Genomic DNA, 19,802 nt, shown 5'->3' with positions numbered 1-19,802 from the left:
CTATTACCGTTACCATTACGGGCGTGAATGATGCCGCAGTCATTACGGGTGTCGATACAGGTGCCGTAATTGAAGATGCCGCCAACCCAACGCTCAGTGATTCGGGCAAGTTGGAGATCACTGATGTTGATGGCACTGACGAAGCGAAGTTTGATATTAGCAGTGTCGCACCTGCCACTGACGCACTTGGCAGTATCACCATTGATGAATTAGGCAACTGGGATTACTCCGTCGCCAATGACAAAGTACAGTATCTAGGAGAAGGTGAGACAAAATCAGAACAGTTCACCGTCAAATCGCTAGACGGTACCGAACACACCATCACAGTGACCATTACTGGCGTGAATGATGATGCTCAATTCTCAAATATCAGTAGCCGAGATTTAGTTGAAACCGATGCCGTTTTATCAACATCGGGAGATTTAGATGTCGTTGATGTGGACGGTGATAATACAATTCAACCTATTGTTAATCAGGCTGGCAACTATGGCATCTTCAATATCAATAGTGCTGGAGTGTGGACCTTTGTCGCGAAGGAAACCTTCGATTACCTAAATGTAGATGATGCACCTTTAGTCGATGTTTTCACCGTGAAATCAGCGGACGGAACCGAAACGAATATAACCGTAACCATAAGTGGAACCAATGATGCCCCTGTCGCGACGGCAGATGTTTCGTCACTGGGAGAAGATAGTCCGTCTGTTGTTGTGGATGTGCTTTCAAATGATACCGATGTAGATAACTCAAATCTCACCATTACTTCTGCAACCATTACTTTACTTGATGGCAGTGGTTCCGATCTAAAAGGTCGAGTTGAAATTATCGATAATAAGCTGACATTTTTCACCGATGGTCAGTTTGATTACCTCAACGATAACCAAACCGCTGACGTTCAAATTCAATATGTGATCAGTGATGGTAAAGGCGGAACGGATACTGAAACGTTAACGATTACAGTCAATGGTTCTAACGATGCGGCTGTGATCGACGGTGATTTGGTTAAAGTTTTACAAGAAACCGACGCTGCACTTTCGACTAGTGGCGATTTGACTAACCTTGATGTTGATAATGCCAATGAATTTAAGGCCCAAACCAATGCAGGGCAATACGGAACATTCAGCATCGATACGTCTGGCCACTGGACTTTTGATGCTCACAGCGCTTATGACAACCTGAATACCACAAGCGCACCTCTTGTTAGTGAATTCACAGTGACTGCCGTGGATGGAACGACTCAAATTGTTAAGGTCACGATTGAAGGCACCAATGACGGTCCCGTGGCTTATGATTCAACAGAAAGCACAACAGAGAATCTAATATTATCATCTCAAGTAACTGATGCTTTTGATGTTGATGGCACGATCGCCAATTATCAATTGGTGTCTAGTGTTGGCAAAGGGCATTTAGACTTTAATGCGAATGGTAGTTTTGATTTTGATCCGCAGAATGCTTTTGATCACCTCAAAGTTGGTGTTCAAGAGACGGTCACCTTCACTTATACCGCCACCGACAATAGTGGTACCGCGAGTGAGATCCAAACCGTAACGATAACAGTTACAGGCCAGAATGATGCACCACATGCCGTTGTGGGTTCCCTTGCTGAAACCGTGCAAGAAGATAACATCTACTCGGCAACTGGCACTCTAATAGCACAAGATGTTGATGATGGCGCAACTCATACGTGGCGCATGGTCGGTCTCACCGATAGTGAATTTGGAGAAATCTCGATTACAACCGCTGGTGTGTGGACCTATACCTTAGATAACGTTGCCGCTCAAAAATTAGCAGAAGGTGAAACGCGGACTGAAACCTTTGCGGTTGAGGTGGATGACGGTCTAGGCGGAACTCGCCAGGAAAATATTGTAATCAGCATCAAAGGAACCAATGATCTGCCCGAAATTTCAGGGCCAGATGCCGGTTCGGTTACCGAGGATATTGCAAGCGATAATCAAGCTTCAGGCCAGTTGATGGTTTCAGATGATGATGTGCTTGATGGACATACTTGGAACCTTGAAGGTAGCCCTGCCACTAATGCTTCCCCTGCTAGCTATCAAGGTTTGTATGGAACCATCACGCTCACGGCTTCCGGGCTTTGGGAATATACATTAGATGACACCAAAGTTGATTTCCTCGCGGCGAACGAGACTCGCAAAGAAACATTTGATGTGTTGGTTGATGACGGCCATTCCGGACAAGATTCTACTCAGATTGTAATTACAATTAACGGCACCAATGATGCCCCCAATATTTCGGGGGATACCAGTTTACTCATCAAAGAAGACCAAAATTCAGGATCGATTTCTGGTGATTTAAATACAGGTGATGTGGATCTTACCGATGATCATGTCTGGGGTTTAGCTGCAAACGAGGATGGTGCTGGTCGATATGGTACGTTTAGTATCGATCCTGATAGTGGTTCTTGGACTTATGTTATTGATAATGATAAAGCTCAAGAGCTACAGAAAAACAGAGTCTATAAAGAAAAATTCACCGTTCAAGTCGATGATGATAATGGTGGTATTGATACACAAGTTATCACCGTTAAAGTGAAAGGTACCAACGATGCGCCAGTGATTGATGGGGCGCATAACGATACAGGTCTAGTGATTGAGGATCGTGTTTTTACGGCTCAAGGCGATCTTGGTGTCAGTGATGTCGATGTTTACCCCACTTCTGATAATCACCAGTGGAGAGTGGTTGGCGGTACTCAAGGTCTGTATGGCTCGATTTCCGTTGATAATAATGGCGTTTGGACTTACACCTTAGACCCTGCAAAATCGAACTTCATGGAAGAGGGAGTCACTTATCAAGAGCAAGCCTTTAGAATTAGAGTGACTGATGGTCGGGGCGGAAAAGATTTCCACGAAGTTAACGTTGAAGTTATTGGGCATAACGACAAACCTGACATTAATGGTGTCTCTAATGGGCTGTTAACCGAAGACGTGACCACTCAAGCGACAGGCCAACTCCTCTCAGGCGATCCTGATGAAAATGAAACCCACGTGTGGTCGATTGTGGGTGGTCAGGAAGGCACCTATGGTTCGATCACTATCGACCAAAATGGACAGTGGACTTATGATCTCGAAAGTACTCTGCTGCAAGGCACAAACACTCAAGCTTTAGCGGAAGGCGAAAGGGTACAAGAAACGTTCACGATTCAAGTGATCGATAAACACAATCAAGTCGACACACAGGAAGTGTCTCTAGACATTGTGGGTACGAATGATCAACCCGTAATTTCAGGAACCTTCGCCAATGCCGTGACAGAAGATGACTTCCCAGCGAATGATATTAATGCCGATATCACTACATCGGGCACATTGAATCATGGGGACGTTGATACAACCGATGATCACTCTTGGTCACTTAAAACGGGCAAAGGTCATTATGGTTCGATTTCGATTGACGATGATGGTAAATGGACTTATGTACTGGATAATACTAACTCTTCGGTTCAAGAACTTTTGTCGACCGAGTCGTTGACCGAAACGTTTTATGTCACGGTCAAAGATGACAGCGGCACCTCAAACAGTACCTCGAATCAAGAAACCATCACCGTTACGATTCATGGTTCGAACGATAAACCAACGCTAACGGGCACGACTTCTGGCAGTGTGATTGAAGATTCAGGTAGTAAAGAAGTGGCTTCAGGTCAGTTGGTAGTAAGCGACATTGATGTTAACGATACACATACGTGGAAAGTGTTATCGGAAGATGTTGATGGCGTTGCTAATGGCACGTACGGAACGTTAGAAGTCGATTCAAATGGTCTGTGGACCTATCATTTAGATAGCGATCGATACGCGACGCGAGAGATCCCGCCTGGAATTAATGAAACGGATAGCTTCCAAGTCGAAGTGACAGACCTTGATGGGGCGACCACATTAATCACCGTTAACATTGATGTTGCGGGAACAAATACAACCCCTGATATTAATCTGGATGCGAGCTATAGCATTGTTGAAGATGCCATACCTAATCTGATTTCAGGGACGTTCGATTCAGGTGATCCTGACAGAGACGATGTGCTGGATTGGGAAATCATTGGTTCAACGGGGCAGTATGGCACCTTGACGCTTAACCCTAATGGTTCTTGGTCATACAGCTTAGATAACGGCAATAATGCAGTGAACCAATTAGACCAAGGTGATGTGGGTGAGCTGCATGATTCGATTCAAATCCGCGTGACTGATAAGTTTGGTGAAACCTCAGTTAAGACGGTCGTGATCGATATTGACGGGGCTAACGATGCGCCAAATATCAAGGGTGCGCTTAGTAAAACCATTAGTGAAGATGTCTCAACGATTAGCGGTCAACTCCAAGATGGCGACCCTGATGCTGACGATAATAACCATATATGGTCACCTTCGAGCTTGGTAGGTAGCCACGGAAACTTCATCATGTCTTCTACTGGTGCGTGGACGTACCTTTTAAATAAAGACACTGATGCGGTGCAAAACCTGAATCCTAATCAGCATCTTACCGAGACGTTTGACGTAACGGTTGAAGATGAGCACGGCGCGACTTCGACAAAAACCGTCACGGTGACCATCCAAGGCAGCAACGACTTACCTACGATTTCTGGCGATGTCAGCGATACCTTCACCGAAAACCAAACTCCGGATCACCTGTCAGGCAAACTTGATTTAGACGATATTGATAATTTAGATACTCCCCAATTTACACCTGTGCCAGAGAGTGCGCCTTATCAAGGGAATTACGGTACTTTCAGTATTGACGCTGATGGTCATTGGAAATTTACTCCAAATGCCGCGTTGATCGAATCGCTCGCGGAAGGTGATAGTAAAACCGAAACCTTTAATGTCGTCGCGACAGATGACTTCGGTGGTGTCGTCACACAAGACATAGAGATCACAATAAAGGGAACCAATGACATTCCGTTGATTAGCGGAGCCTCTTCTGGTTCTGTGGTTGAAGATAGTGCCGATCTTGCGGATAACTCGTTGCTACAAGCTTCGGGGCAATTGGTCTCTACGGACGTGGATAATAACAGTTCATTGGTCAGTTGGGCGATTGAGGATGCGAGTGCAGATGGCGGTGCAGATTTTGGTGTGGGTAAATTTGGTACGTTAACACTGGGTAATAATGGTGAGTGGCTGTATGTGCTGGATAATACCGATCCTGATACACAAGCACTGAACCCTGGAGACGTGGCAACAGAAACATTTTACGTATCAGGAACCGATAATGATGGCGGGAAATCGGCGAATCACACCATCACTATTGAGGTTCACGGTTGGGACAATGATAGTGGTTCCGGCTCTGGTGGTACACCGATTGAGATCTTGAGAGCAGAAGTGACTGAAGATGGCACACTAGTACAAACCGCTTTGACTGATCCTGGTGGTTTGCCATTGAACATTGCAGGAACTGCTGAGCCTGTCGATGGTGGTTCATTTGGATCTTTAGTTAAAAATGCCACGTCAGGAGAGTGGGAGTATCAACTGGCTAACGATTCTGCCTTAGTTCAAGGGCTTAAAACGGGGCAAGTGATCAATGAAACTTGGCGCATTAATACGGGAAGTGGTTTTTACACTGTAAATATTACGATTAATGGTACTGATGACAAACCTGAAATTACTTTTGCGACAGACACTCCAGCCACGCAAGATGACCTCGTTGTTGTCGGTGAAACCATAGAAGATATAACGACCAACATCAGTGGTGTGTTGGGTGTTGATGATCCTGACTTTGGTGATTCACATACTTGGAGCATTGAAACAAATGCTGTAGGCATCTATGGTTCGTTAACCTTGAATAGCGTGACGGGCGAGTGGGAATATCAGTTAGATAATGGTTCAGTTGTAAACGGATTGGATGCGGGGGAAGTTCAGTACGATAACTTCACCATAAAAGTCGTCGACTCTGATGGATTGATTGATACGAGAGAGATCCAAATTAAAGTGGTTGGTTCCGCTGAGGATATATCTTTAGGTGATGTCGAAATTCTACGGTTGAATGCTCAAGAAGATATTGATGATCAAGATGGTGCAGTCGATGGCGTTATTACACAAGATGGAACACTACAGCTCCCCGCAGATTCAGGTCTAGGGGTTAATCCGACATGGACACTGGTGGATGGTGCAGGTACATACGGTAACATAACTGTCGATGCGAATGGTCACTGGGTCTTCACTCTTGATAATAATAGTACTGCGGTTCAAGGGCTACAAGATGGTGATTCTGTACAAGATGTTTTCGCGGTTTACGTGGTGGATGAGAATGGAAAAACCGTGGTTGATGAGCATGGAGCTCCGGAATTATTAGAGATTGTAGTTGATGTTACAGGGACTAATGATATCCCGAGCATTGGCGGTAAAATTACAGGCTCAGTTGATGCCGACAACAGTGGCTCTATTTCTGGTCAGTTAACCACGGGTGATGTGGATAATACCGATACACATACATGGATTGATAACAGTATTGCAGGCACTTACGGTGTGTTCTCGTTGGGGGAAAATGGTAAGTGGACTTATGATATTGATGAAACTAACCCAGATGTCATAGCCCTAAATGGTAGAACACCAGCCGATACATTAACTGAAACCTTCAACGTTCAGTTGACAGATCATGCTTCTAATCTGGGCGACCCATCGACATTTGATACGCAAGACATCATTGTCACGATCCACGGAACCAATGAAGCGCCAACCATCGCGGGGGTTGATAGTGCCGTTCTCAGTGAAGATAACGTTGTCAGTGTCACTCGCAACTTAACCGCGGATGATGTTGACTCCGGTGATACGGTTAAATTTGTACCAAAAACCATTGCTGATGGCACATCGCTAAAAGGGACTTATGGCGAGTTCACCATTGATGAAGATGGAGAGTGGAGCTATAGCATTTATAACTCAGCCGCTCATGTTCAAGCATTAGCCGAAGGTGAGTCGGCAAGTGAAACCTTTATAGTGACAGCAAAAGATGATTCGGGTGCATCGGTCACACGTACTGTGACAGTCCACATAGAGGGAAGTAATGATCTGCCTACTCTTTCTGGTGACGATTCAGGGGCGGTTTCTGCGGTTGATGGCAGTACTGCAACGGGCAAGTTAGCGGCAAGTGATGTCGATGTGGGTGATACCACCACCTACCATGTAAAAACCGATGGCACACTCGGGGCTATCAGTATTGATGCGAATGGTCATTGGACTTATGAAATTGACGAAACGAACCCTGCGGTTATCCGCTTGGCTCAAGGAGAGTCAACGACAGATACAGTGCAGATCATCGCTAAAGATAACCACAGTGGTGAATCCGTTCCAATGGATATCGTTGTGACGATCAACGGTACTAATGACGCGCCAGATATCGTCGCGATTGCCACACAGCAAATGAGTGAAGATACCTTAACCTCGCTGTCTGGAGTCTTCGATAGTGGCGATCCAGATTTAACCGACACTCACAATTGGCAAGTGGTTAGCGGAGATTCTCGTGGCACGTTAGTGGTCAATTCAACATCAGGGGCGTGGGATTTCGATTTCAATAATACACTTGATGAGTTCCAAGAGCTCGCTGTCGGCGAATCAATCACTCTTCAATATATGGTAAAAGTCACAGATGAACATGGTTTTTCTGACACTCAACTTGTCGAGTTTGAGGTCAACGGAACCAATGATTTACCTTCAGTTGAACTTGCTAATAGCGAGGTGAATGGACGAGTTGAAGAAGAAGGCGTATCTGTAGATAGTGGCTCGTTAGTTATTTTTGATAAAGACACTTCTGATGAGCATGCGTTTAAATTTGACGATAATTCACAAGACAAAGAGGGCAGTTACGGCGACCTGCATATTGATCGTGTCACAGGTGATTGGACTTATACCATAGACCCAGCGAAAGCTAACTTATTAGTTGATGAAACGGTCCAAGATACGTTTACCATCCATGTTGATGATGGAAACGGTGGAATGACTTCACAGGTGGTGACTGTGGATGTCGTAGGAACCAATGATAAGCCAACTATCGCAGATACAAGCGTGACTTTAGGTAGTGTCACTGAAGAGGTTCAGACGCTGGCTACTGGCACTATCCTGGGTCAAGACCCTGAGAATCAAGATGTCAGTTACGCATTCACATCTGGGCAATCCAGTTATGGGGTGTTTGCTATCAACAGCAGTACAGGTGTTTGGACTTACACACTCGATGCGGTGCTCTCTCAAGCGCTGTCTACTACACCTATTACCGAAACGTTCACAGTCCATGTGATCGATGAAGGCGGGGCAAGTACACCGCAGATTATTAGTGTCACATTGGTCGGTGATAACGATAAACCTGTGATCGCAGGTTCAAGCACAGGAGATGTGCAAGAAGATTATATCGATCAAATATCAGGGCAGGTGACGGCAACGGATATTGATTCTTCCCCAACAGATTTGAGTTGGTCTTTAACCTCCAGTGCGACCGGTACCTATGGCTCTCTCTCTTTCAATACTGCGACAGGTGATTGGATATATGACATCACCGCGGGAAGCACCTCAAATATTGCTGCTGGAGACACGGCTCAAGATACTTTCACTGTCGAGATATCAGATGGTGTGAATAGTGTTGAACAGGTGATAACGATTAATGTGTTGGGTAATCATATTCAGCAAGGTGTTGTCGGTGACGATATTTTAACGGGGTCTACAAATAATGAGTTGCTTTGGGGAGGGCCGCAAGATGGAAGTGATGCTGGTCAAGCCGATACCTTTAAATGGTTAAGTAGCTCTATGGGCAGTGTGGCTTTACCTGGCAATGATATCGTCAAAGACTTCGACATCAATATTGATACGATTGATTTGCATGACGTTGTGAATATTGATGATGTTTGGAGTTCCGCTGAGCTTGCGGAGAGAATTGAGATCACAGAGGTGGATAACGAAGCTCTGATTACGATTAACAATGAACTCGGTGAGCCATTACAGACGATTACTTTGCAGGGCGTTGATCTAGACTCGTTATATGGTGAAGACGCGAGTTTGCTATCGGGTGCCGAGAGAGTGAGTAAATTGGTTGAATCTAACCAGTTGAACTTATCCGATACGAAAGGGCATGAAGGTGACGATGAGCTTCATGGCACTATCGCTGATGATATTCTGTCTGGTGGTGCAGGGCATGATAGCTTTGTCTTTGATGAGCAGCATTCAGGAACCATTGCTATGCCATCTGTTGACACCGTGAGTGATTTCTCTATTGACCATGACGTTGTCGACATCTCTGATTTATTGCCGCCATCACCATCGGTTGATGACCTACTTTCACGCATTGAAATTACGGTCAATGACGATATTTCCTTGCTCGATGATGAGGTGAGTACCGTCATTTCAGTACTAGATAATCAAGGTGGGCAGACTGATATTGTGTTGGATGGAGTCGGTTGGGAGCAATTGAATCCTAATAACGTTCCGGATATCGCAGATATTTCTTCCGCCGATTTACTGAGTATTATGCAAGATGACCTGCATATTCTGAAAGTGGATGGGTAAGTTATAAGATGTAGCTGAATCACTCAGCAAGGCGTATGGATTATGCTGAGTGATGACGCTTTCGTGGTGAGAACATAAGTAGCGAGAACATGGTCGTGGGGTATTATTTCTGCGGAGATCTATTGTAAGCCCTCTTTTTGATATAAACCTTAGTAAGCCTTGATTCCAAATTTGCGCAATGCTGGTGGAAGTACCGTGTCTAGATTTGGGATATCGTCAGCAGAGAGCTCAATCAAATTAAAGCCGTGTTTTTGGTATATCGCCAGAGTGGCTGCTTTTTTCTGTTCGCGAGCACCACTACTGCCTGTACTTGTTTCTGAGCCCCAGTACTGCAAATAGACTTTTCCAGCAGGAATATAAAAATCACTGATGACATCTTCATTGATTGGAAGTTGTCTCTCATAGGCATGGACAACACCAGCCATATACAGCCAGTTATCAATAATTAGCTCGTCGGTAGAGCGAACATAGTGCCCATCAAGAGTACGGTGTTTGGCTTCAAACTTTTGTCTAAAACTGGATATTGATTTATCCGTCGTGTGAGTTTCGGCATCTTGTCCAAGGAACTCAATAACAGACTGCTTTAGTCGCTTGTTACGTAAAATGGAATCGTGCCATAAAGCAAATAGGCTTTCAGATGCTTTATCTTCTCTTTGCTCCCCACCCACTCGAAATCCGGAACTTGTGATTTCCCAACCTTGGCCGGTTTTTTTAATCCAGCCTAATTCACTTAAAAGTTGGTTGATTTTTTTTGCATTGAGTTTAAATCGCTCGCCAAGTTGAGTGGCACTTTGAAGTTGACCAGTAGTGGCGTCCATATCAATGAGGAGGTTGCTAGGCCAGATGATAAAAGGCCCAAATTTGGGGTGATCAAGAAACTCTCCGCCGAACTTTTCGCCTTGTTCAGTAAGGATCCACTTATCTTCTACCCGTACAATATAGCCTGCTTTTTTTAAGTCAGAAAATAGTTGCTTGGGTTCGATATCTCGCAGTCTAGCAAGCGCAGAAGTTGAGATTTTTTCAGACATATAGAGGCTCCAAGGTTAAGACGTCTTTATCATATCAGCATTCCGCAATCATGAGTATTTTGGAAATAGAGACCAAAGCTTATTGGAACCAACGCTATCCATTATCAAAACGACTCAAAATCAAAGCTAAAGTTTTTAAACCCTAAACCCTAAAACTTAGAATCTAGGACTAACAACCCATAGGCTAAGCTTTTTGAGCGGAAGAAGTCGCTAAGTCATGGGCGAAAACAGGAGGCAATTTATGTGTTTTTGCATAGTACATGGCGACATCTGCATCGTGTAAAATATCGCTAATCGCGACGCCATTAGAGGCATGATAGTGGCTAATGCCCACACTAGCAGAGAGGGAGAGTAGGTGTCCTTTATGGTGGATCACGCCCTCAATAGATTTTACTAATGAGTTTGCGATCTCTTGAAGGCGTTCTTCTGAGTGAAGCTTGGTGAGACAAACGATGAACTCATCACCACCTAATCGGTAGACGGAACCTAATGACGCAACATCGGCCGCTAAACGCAAGGCGATCGTTTTTAGAAGAGCATCTCCCGCGAGGTGACCATAAGTATCGTTGATGGCTTTAAAACCATTTAAATCAAGCATCATAAGTGTAAAGCTATCGTGGAACCCATCTTCTACTTGCTCAACAAATGCGTTAAAGCTAACTCGATTTGGAACCCCAGTAAGAGCATCTGTCTTTAGTTGTAATTCTGCCAGTTGCTTTGCTTCGATAAGCTCACTAATGTCTAGAGCTGAGCACTCAATTTCATCTTGAATTCGTTCAGAGTGGTTTACCTGAAAGTACTTCGTAGAGTTGGCAATAGTCAGTGAATACTCGAATCCATTATTGTTTTCACGTAGCATAAGTAAGCGGATGAATTGAGCCAGCAGCATGCCATCATCTGCATTATTGATGGCTTTAATACTCCCAAATATCTGCATAAACTTACGATTTGCTCTTACTATTTTCCCCGTCTTAACGCTGATAACAAATAGACACACTTGAGTTAAATTGTAGGTTCTTGAGTAGCGTTCCTCACTCCGTCTTAGCTGTTTCATAGAGCCCAATAGACGAATACGCATGGTTTCTAAAGATGAAAAAAGAGCATCAATCTCGACAAAGCGGTTGTGCTTCGGAGGCGGGGTTTCAAATTCGCCATTGGCAACCAATAAGGTGAAATTTTGCACATCGCTGAATGGTTTTTTCAATGTAGCGAGTATTTGACGGCTAAAAAGGTAAGAGATCGAGGCAACCAGTAAAATGAATAGCACTACTTTAGGTAGCATGGAGTAATAAATAGCGTTACTAAATGCGTCGTTATCTTTGTAGACCACTAAGCTCCCTAAGCTATTGCCTTTCACGCCATATACAGGGTAAGAGAACTCAATTAGATCAGTTGCTTGAGTGGTGTCATTGACGACTTCTGCCAGTGTCATCGCATAAATTTCAGACTCTAATCTTACGGATGTGATGTAATCGAGGCGCGAAAGGTCGTTAACCACTAACTCTGCTAGAGGGAGGTCGAAGCGGCTTAGTGATTTCTGAGCATTAATGAGCTGTTGAGAAAGGACTTTTTCGTATAAGTTTCTCTGCTCATTTTGTTCAGAAATTAATGTTTTTGTTACCCCAAACCCTCCGATAACCAGCATCGGAACTAAGGTTAATATGGTATATAAAATAATAATGTAGGAAGAGAGTTTCTTCATTTTTATATCTGACATAGGGTTGAAATTTCACGCGTAACTGAATTGTTTTTGCCTTTCAGTTTTACGAGAACATCATTGATCTGCTCTTTTTCATCATCGGATAAATTGGAATTATTCTGGTTGATGATAATGTTAATAATGCCTTGTTTTATCCCAAAACGTTTCTCATTACTGTTCCATATATCATTTTTTAGTAACATTAGAGCCGCAAAAATAGCACGGTCAGCTCGCTTCTCTAATGAGGCTACAACCGTGTTTGGATACTTACTACTGTAGTCATAGTCGATTCCGAAACTGAATCCACCTTCTGTATTTTTCATGGTCTCCATGACGGCTTGGCTAGCAAAGCCTGCGACAGGAAATATAACGTCAACATCATTGCTGGTCATCGTTTCTGCCAGTCGTTTCGCCGTTGCAGAGTCATCCCACGAAAACGCGCCTGTATTAATGTAATCAGTAGAAAGCGTGGCTGTTGGGTTGGCTTTTTTTAGCCCTAATTCATACCCACAGCGGAAATTTTCAATGACAGGAATATCTAACCCGCCGATAAACCCAACTTTGTTTGTTGTCGTTTTTAGCCCTGCAGCGTACCCAATCACATAGGCACCTTCTGCATGGTTAAAGGTAAGGCCCAATATGTTAGGGACATCGAACGCGACATCTAGAGAGATGAATCGAGTCGATGGGTAGTTGTTGGCCACCTGATCAAAGTGTTCGAGTGAATTAGCATCTTGAACAATGATAGGGCTGTAGCCTTGCTCTGCATTTTTTCTTAACTCACTGAGGTAGGCTTCGTTATCACGTTCAAGCCGTTTACGAGTCACGGGAATTAAAGAGACCTCCTCAAAGCGAGTGATGCCCCGATCAATCATGTGTAGATAAGTTCCTTCATCTAACTTTCCCTGAAATAAGACTAAGGGTTTTAACTCGTCATGAGCAGCAAGAGCGTGGGAGGTGAGTAGTGCTGCGATAAGCCCTAATATTTTTTTAGCCACTGAATTGTCTCAATTATTATTTTATTATGTATGACGCATAGGTGTTAAGTTTTATATGTATTATGTTGGCCAGCACTTTGCTTTGGATTGACCATAAGTTGAACACCTAAATGACGCAATTGCTGATTATAACGGTATTAAAATAAACAAAATGCCAACTGGATTATAGTTTTAGATATTTGTTAAAAGCAATTGAGTGCGTATTGGAAAGTATACGACTTGTACTTGTCAATATTACAAATGTAACGAAATGCAACCATTTGATTTATGAGGGAATATACGGTTAAGCTAGGATTTTCTATTATTCAGTTAATTAAAGCTAGTAAGCGATACTTAAACTCTAAATGGCATATTAAGAAGGGGAAAACGCAAGCACTCATGTTCAGGCTAGAGCACCTGCGTTTTAATTGTTGTTATTCAGTTGCTGCTGTTTAGCCGATGACGATCTGTCCTAGAACATAGCCTAAGCAGCAGGCACCAATGACGCCGATTAAACCGACAGACATGAAGGAGTGGTTGAAGTACCACTTGCCAATTTTAGTGGTTCCTGAGCTATCAAAGTTCACGGTTGCAATGTCTGATGGGTAGTTCGGAATAAAGAAGTAACCATATACTGCAGGCATCAAGCCGATCAGTAAAGCTGGGTCAAGTCCTAACCCTAAGCCGACAGGAAGCATCATCCGAGCCGTCGCTGCTTGTGAGTTAACCACAACAGATACAATGAATAGCGCTAAAGCGAAGGTCCAAGGGTAGTTCGTTACCATTTCAACAATACCGGATCTAAATTGTGGCATTGCATATTTGAAGTAGGTGTCGGACATCCATGCGATACCGAAGATAGCGATAGCCGCAACCATTCCTGATTTGAACACCACGCCGTTAGGTACGTCTCTAGGATCGGTTTTTGTGGCGAGAAGAATTACACCACCAAACGCGAGCATCATCATTTGAATGATAACCGACATTTTAATGGGTTTATCACCGTCAACGATGGTGCGGATCTCTGGAACCATGGCAATGAAGACAATGGCAGCAATCGCCGCTAAGAAGATTAATACTGAATTACGAGCAGAGGTTGGTAGCTCTTCATCTAAAGATGTCGCGGTAGTATTAAGGATTTTTTCGCGCCAAATAGGATCTTCCAAACGTGCTTGATACTCTTCATCATCGTCTAATTCTTTACCGCGTTTTAGGCTATAAAGAGACATTAATAGCGTACCAAATAACGTTGCTGGAACGGTAACCAGCAAGATAGAAAGCAGCGTGATATCAGCTTGGATATCTGTCAATTGCGCGAGGTAATAGACAACAGCAGCAGAGATTGGCGAAGCAGTAATGGCAATTTGGGATGCAACAGAAGAGGCTGCCATTGGTCGTTCAGGTCGAATACCATTTTTCAATGCGACATCGCCAATAATGGGCATGATTGAGTAAACCGCATGACCAGTACCCAGAAGGAAAGTCATTGAATAGGTAACAAATGGGGCAATTAACGTCACGCGTTTCGGATTTTTTCTTAGTAATTTTTCAGCGACTTGAAGCATGTACTTCAATCCACCTGCGGCTTCAAGAATTGAAGCACAAGTGACAACCGCTAAAATGATAAGCATCACAGTCACTGGCGGAGACGTTGGTGGCATTTTGAAAACAAAGACCTCAACGACAAGCCCGATTCCTGACACGACTCCAAGTCCGATACCGCCGTAGCGAGAACCGATATAGAGCATTAAGAGCAAAAATAGAAACTCTAAATACAGCATAGATATATCCCTTTAATTAGTATTGTTGGATATATTTTCCGCTCAAATGGGTTTAATTTATGAAATGCAGCTCACACAATAATAACGAGTAAAAATGGAATATTAATACTTAAGGGTTAGTCACGCTATAGCTGATAAAAGTAAATAAATAACGGAAATTCTGTAGGTAAAACGTTATGTTAATTGTCCTCCTGAGTTAATTTATTATTCTTTTTATTAATATGCATATTGAGGATATAAGAAGACCCCGCAACAACGCTGTTATTGCGGGGCCCAATAATTGTGAAATCCTCTTCGGTGATGACGTTGGGCTAAATCAATGTCATCACCGGTTTAAACAGAGAGTCTATTAATGGAAGAAATCAACTTGCTGTTTTAGTGAACTCGCCTCATGCTGAAGCTGCTGAGCGCTAGCGGATGTTTTCTCACTGACACTACGACTTTGAGTGTTAAGGTCATTAATCTCGGTCGCACTGGTTGCCACTTCTTGTGATACTTGCGCTTGCTGTTCAGATGTTGCGGCAATGGTATCCGCTTGAGACGCGATTGAGCGGACTTGTTCTGCGATTGACTCTAGCGCGCCGCCTGCTTGTTGTGCTTTGTTCAATACATGGTTTGCATTGTCTTGACTCTGTGTCATTAACTTCACTGCATTGCTTGTCGAGCTTTTTAGCTGATCAATAATCGTCACCACATCTTTAACCGATGTTTGTGTGCGATGTGCAAGTGTGCGAACTTCATCAGCAACAACCGCAAACCCACGGCCTTGTTCACCCGCACGAGCCGCTTCGATAGCCGCATTAAGAGCGAGTAAATTGGTTTGTTCTGCTATTTCATCAATCATTCTTGTGACCGATTGAATGCTTTCACTATCTTTATTAACCGTTTCAATCGCTTCAGCAGACTGGTCTAGCTGGTCATTCAACTGCGCGACATCAATGCAGACGCTTTCCACAACTTCAAGCCCTGCTTGGCTATCTGTGTCTGCTTGGCGTACATTCTCTGCAATCGCTTCAACCTGTTCAGCAACGGATTGTGCAGACGTTGCCATCTCTTCGATTGCTGCGACGACTTGTTCAACCTGCTGCTGTTGCGCATCTGCTTGAGTTAAGCTTTGATTAGCATTACCAGCAACATCATTAGATTGAGCGCTTACGCTATCACTGGTGGTTCGGATTTGAGTAACCAATTCATCGAGCTGGCTCGCCATGGATGAAACCCCATTGTTGAGGTTTACGATCTCATTCGATGAATTCTCACTGCCCATTGGGATTTTGATGCTGACTTCGCCTTTACCAAGCTTGGTCATATAACCACTAAGCAAAGTCAATGGACTTAGTGTTCGATTCAAAAAGATGGTCAATACAACAAATGTTGCAGCGCCAACGAGTACAGAAATGAGCGCGATTAATTTTAGTAATTCATCGCTGCCTTTTGTTACTTCTTTAATAAATGTGCCACCTAGCAGTTTCCAGTTCCAGCCAGGAACTTCGGTGAACACTAAGTATTTTTCACCGACCGTTCCATTGTATTCATATGGATATGTAATGGTTCCTGAAGCTTGTTCGAAGATTTGTAAGTAAGGTTTGTTACCTGCGTAATCTGTTGTCTCAGTGATCGGCGGATCGTTCTCATCGTTTTTAGGGTGGAGTAGGTAGCGGCCTTGACGTCCTTGAGCATTATCGACAAGAATGGTGTAGCCCGTATCTCCCCAATGTACTGAGTTTAGAGATTTAAACAGCTCTTGCGTTGCTTCTTCTACAGGTAAACCAATGAATGAGATCCCCATAGATCGACCGTCAGAGGTCAAAATTGGTGAGTAGTAAGTAATGTAATTTGTGCCAAACAGTTTTACTTGTGAAAAGTAAGGTTGGCCACTTTTCAGTTTTTGATAACCAGGATGGTTGGTTCCAAGGGTCGTCCCGACGACTCGGTTACCTGCTGGGTTCTTTAAAGATGTAGATACGCGAACCCAATCATTTCCGGATGGTACAAAGAGTGTTGCGACTGCGCCAGTATCACGGGTGAAGCTGTCAACAAGCTTAGTATCGTTGATCAAGCTTTCGCCATATTGAGTGACGTTAAAAATTTCTTTCCCTTGAAAATCAACGGTGTAATCTTCTAAGTAGACACCTGCTAGATAGCCATTTCGAAAAGTGGACTCTAAAGTTTTTGCGCTATGCAGGTAGGCATCGAATTGACCTGAAATTGTTTTAGCCATCGCTTCCACTTTAGACTGATGTTCAGTCAATGTGGTTTCGAGTAGCGTTTTTGATGCAGTTCGATATGCTAATGTTGCGATTGAAGTGAACGCAATGAGTAAGCACAGGCTAATGACCAGTTTGAGTTGAAACCCAACACTTCGGTTTTTGTAACTATTTATCATTTTTGGCCCTTGTTTAGGTGACATACATATCAATATTAGATGAATGATTTCATTGTTCAGTTTTACCGCATACTACAAAATTATCAATAGTGGATATTGATATACATTAAGCTTTTATTTCTATTGTGAATATGACCTAAGATGGGAGCCAAAACTTTCATCACTTCTATTCTCGTTTAAAAACAAGACAGTATGGCTGTGTAGGCATATGGGGTGAGTATATTTTTAGTGCAATTTAGCTTGAGGTGTAGAATCTATGATGCCAATGGCAGATTCGAGATCCCTCAGAATATAGTGGATATGCGGTTCTATATCCGGCCTTGGGCCTAAAAGGTCAGGTATCATCGCGGTAATGCATCCAGCCTTTAGGCCTGCGAGCACCCCATTGTTAGAATCTTCAAGTACTAAGCATGTTTCCGGTGCAATGCCGAGTTGTTGCATGGCTTTTAAATAACCGTCGGGGCTTGGTTTTCCTTGAGCAACACTGTCTGCGGTGATGATGGCATCAAATTGATCTAAATAGAGGCTTCCTTCAAAATTACGTTCAACGTCAGAACGGGGTGATGACGTGACTAAGGCGCATTTCAGATTTTTGCTTTTTAATGTGGAAAATAGGGCATGGAACCCGAATTTGTATTTGATCCCTCCACTGTCTCGCATCGAATTAAAATAGGCATTACGAGTATTTCGGTGCATATCTAAATCTATTTTGTCTGAGACATGCAGAGTTAGTAGTCGCTCACAATCTTTATCTTGAACGCCAATAAATGCGTAATACAGTTCGTCACTTAACTCGAAACCTTGAAGGTGGGTTGCGTATTGCCAACTCTCTTTATAGATCCATTCTGTATCAAAAATCAGTCCATCCATATCAAAAAGTAGTGCTTTGATCATGGTTTATCTCCAATCAATCATGTATTTCGTGTCATGCGCAGTGAGTTAAGAACTGATATTTATATCATGAATTGATGCCATCCCTTTAAGCAATAATGGAACGATTCAATGGGGCGTTAGTTTGGCGCTAAATCACAAATTGAACAATAACAATGTGAATAGTGTGGAATTGATGAGCGATTCATTACGGGATAGAGCTTAAGATTGTTAAAATCGGCGACTTCTAATGGTTAGCGACTTTTGGTAGTTATGAAAGAAAGAGTCATTGTTTCAGTATCCTCAGTGCGAGGGACAAAACATTACCATTTAAATAAGTGGTATCGCCATTGCCTGAAATGTGTCGGGTATTCGTTCATTGCGTGTGTGATTTCGGCTGGTGGTGCGATTTACTACTTGTCGAACGAAGTTGATTTTGCAAAATCTAAGCAACAAGAGCTCGTCAGTCAATCAATGACGCTGACTGAAGAAGTGACCTCTTTAAAAGATCTTAAACTGGATTTAGAGAGTGATCTGTTAGAGCGTGAAGAGCGAATGCATATTGTCTCTGACCGCTTAGGGGACTTAGAAAAAGTTCTTGGAATGAAAGAGAGTAGCGGTGAATTAGAATCACGCTTAGATACCGCAGCCATTACCTCTTCTGTCAGAATGGTGATGCTCACCCAGATTCCAAGTGGTGCTCCTGTACATAATGCGCGAATTTCTTCAGGTTATGGTAAACGCAAGCACCCTATCACAGGCAAAATAAAGACTCATCGCGGACAAGATTTTGCAGTAAATACAGGCACTCCTATTTATGCACCAGCAGACGGTGTCGTAGAAGTGACTAGGCCTAGTAATAAAGGCTCCGGTAATTTTTTACGTTTGCAACACTCTTACGGCTTTTCGAGCTCATACTCTCACTTGAAAAAGTTTGCAGTGAAAAGGGGCAATTTTGTACAGAAAGGCGACCTGATTGGTTACTCAGGAAATAGTGGCCTGTCTTCTGGTCCACATCTGCATTATGAAATTCGTTTTGTTGGCCGAGCGTTAGATCCTCGACCGTTTGTCGATTGGGGAGTAAATGAATTTGAATCAATATTTAGTAAAGAACGAGGTATCCGATGGGAATCTTTAGTAAACAAAGTCGAGCACAGAGTCAGCGCTCAGCTACAACTCTCATCGCAAAAGGTTGTGCAATTAGCGGACAATTCAAGCTAGAGAGTGATATCCAAGTTGATGGCGAGATTGAAGGTGAAATTCATGTCGCCAAGACTCTAGTGATCAGCCAAGCTGGTTGTATCCGAGGGGAAATATTTGCAGACAAAGTCATTGTGAACGGTTCTCTTGATGGTATCTGCCATGCCAATAGTGTTGAAGTGCTCAGTCAAGGTCAAGTGAGTGGTACCATTTACAGCGACAACTTAAGCATTGAACAAGGCGGTAAGTTTAGCGGAACGACTCACCCTGCTTCTTCAAACCAAGTTGTTGAACTAAAAGAAATGCAAGCCGGAAAGTGTGATGACCCTGAGATATTGGCGCAAGTGAACCAATAAGCGATAGTGCCGTTGTAGGTGTC

9 protein-coding genes are annotated in these 19,802 nt (G+C 43.4%); 3 read left to right on the top strand and 6 right to left on the bottom strand.

Features of this window, described 5'->3' with window-relative positions; genetic code table 11:
- The first annotated feature begins 23 nt into the window (after positions 1–23).
- Positions 24–9,482, top strand: a complete 9,459-nt coding sequence (locus L4C39_RS12330) for a VCBS domain-containing protein (RefSeq protein WP_429746148.1) — start codon at positions 24–26, stop codon at positions 9,480–9,482.
- Positions 9,483–9,631: 149 nt separating this feature from the next.
- Here the strand turns inward: L4C39_RS12330 and L4C39_RS12325 are convergent, their stop codons facing one another.
- The 6 genes from L4C39_RS12325 to L4C39_RS12300 all read right to left on the bottom strand — a co-directional run bounded on the left by L4C39_RS12325 (position 9,632) and on the right by L4C39_RS12300 (position 18,247).
- Positions 9,632–10,510, bottom strand: a complete 879-nt coding sequence (locus tag L4C39_RS12325; protein ID WP_429746146.1) for a glycerol kinase — start codon at positions 10,508–10,510, stop codon at positions 9,632–9,634.
- Between the two features lie 184 nt (positions 10,511–10,694).
- Complete coding sequence (locus L4C39_RS12320; RefSeq protein ID WP_429746144.1) at positions 10,695–12,212, bottom strand: diguanylate cyclase domain-containing protein; 1,518 nt, start codon at positions 12,210–12,212, stop codon at positions 10,695–10,697.
- Between the two features lie 2 nt (positions 12,213–12,214).
- On the bottom strand, positions 12,215–13,207 hold the full coding sequence (locus L4C39_RS12315; protein ID WP_136995031.1) for a BMP family ABC transporter substrate-binding protein: 993 nt from the start codon (positions 13,205–13,207) through the stop codon (positions 12,215–12,217).
- A gap of 431 nt (positions 13,208–13,638) precedes the next feature.
- A complete protein-coding gene (locus L4C39_RS12310) occupies positions 13,639–14,967 on the bottom strand; it encodes an anaerobic C4-dicarboxylate transporter (RefSeq protein ID WP_429746141.1) in 1,329 nt (442 codons plus the stop codon).
- Between the two features lie 349 nt (positions 14,968–15,316).
- Positions 15,317–17,353 carry a methyl-accepting chemotaxis protein gene (locus tag L4C39_RS12305; RefSeq protein WP_113798786.1) on the bottom strand — a complete coding sequence of 679 codons (2,037 nt, stop codon included), beginning with the start codon at positions 17,351–17,353 and terminating at the stop codon, positions 15,317–15,319.
- 225 nt (positions 17,354–17,578) lie between these two features.
- Entirely contained in the window at positions 17,579–18,247 is a 669-nt protein-coding gene (locus L4C39_RS12300; protein ID WP_429746138.1) for an HAD family hydrolase, read from the bottom strand.
- Between the two features lie 249 nt (positions 18,248–18,496).
- Here L4C39_RS12300 and L4C39_RS12295 point away from each other — a divergent pair, with 249 nt between their 5' ends.
- Both L4C39_RS12295 and L4C39_RS12290 read left to right on the top strand, forming a co-directional pair.
- Complete coding sequence (locus L4C39_RS12295; RefSeq protein ID WP_113798572.1) at positions 18,497–19,444, top strand: M23 family metallopeptidase; 948 nt, start codon at positions 18,497–18,499, stop codon at positions 19,442–19,444.
- Positions 19,348–19,779, top strand: a complete 432-nt coding sequence (locus tag L4C39_RS12290; RefSeq protein WP_136995035.1) for a bactofilin family protein — start codon at positions 19,348–19,350, stop codon at positions 19,777–19,779. Before L4C39_RS12295 ends, L4C39_RS12290 begins: the two co-directional genes overlap by 97 nt.
- Positions 19,780–19,802 lie beyond the last annotated feature (23 nt).

It is taken from the genome of Vibrio clamense (assembly GCF_050337905.1).
GTDB lineage: Bacteria > Pseudomonadota > Gammaproteobacteria > Enterobacterales > Vibrionaceae > Vibrio > Vibrio cortegadensis.
The sequence above is the reverse complement of the archived record's forward strand: the minus strand, read 5'-3'. Positions and strand labels throughout refer to the sequence as shown.

Bases quoted from the DNA above. Each gene is read 5' to 3' on its own strand.
- L4C39_RS12325 (WP_429746146.1), bottom strand. From the start codon at position 10,510: ATGTCTGAAAAAATCTCAACTTCTGCGCTTGCTAGACTGCGAGATATC.
- L4C39_RS12320 (WP_429746144.1), bottom strand. From the start codon at position 12,212: ATGAAGAAACTCTCTTCCTACATTATTATTTTATATACCATATTAACC.
- L4C39_RS12310 (WP_429746141.1), bottom strand. From the start codon at position 14,967: ATGCTGTATTTAGAGTTTCTATTTTTGCTCTTAATGCTCTATATCGGT.
- L4C39_RS12305 (WP_113798786.1), bottom strand. From the start codon at position 17,353: ATGATAAATAGTTACAAAAACCGAAGTGTTGGGTTTCAACTCAAACTG.
- L4C39_RS12300 (WP_429746138.1), bottom strand. From the start codon at position 18,247: ATGATCAAAGCACTACTTTTTGATATGGATGGACTGATTTTTGATACA.
- L4C39_RS12295 (WP_113798572.1), top strand. From the start codon at position 18,497: ATGAAAGAAAGAGTCATTGTTTCAGTATCCTCAGTGCGAGGGACAAAA.
- L4C39_RS12290 (WP_136995035.1), top strand. From the start codon at position 19,348: ATGGGAATCTTTAGTAAACAAAGTCGAGCACAGAGTCAGCGCTCAGCT.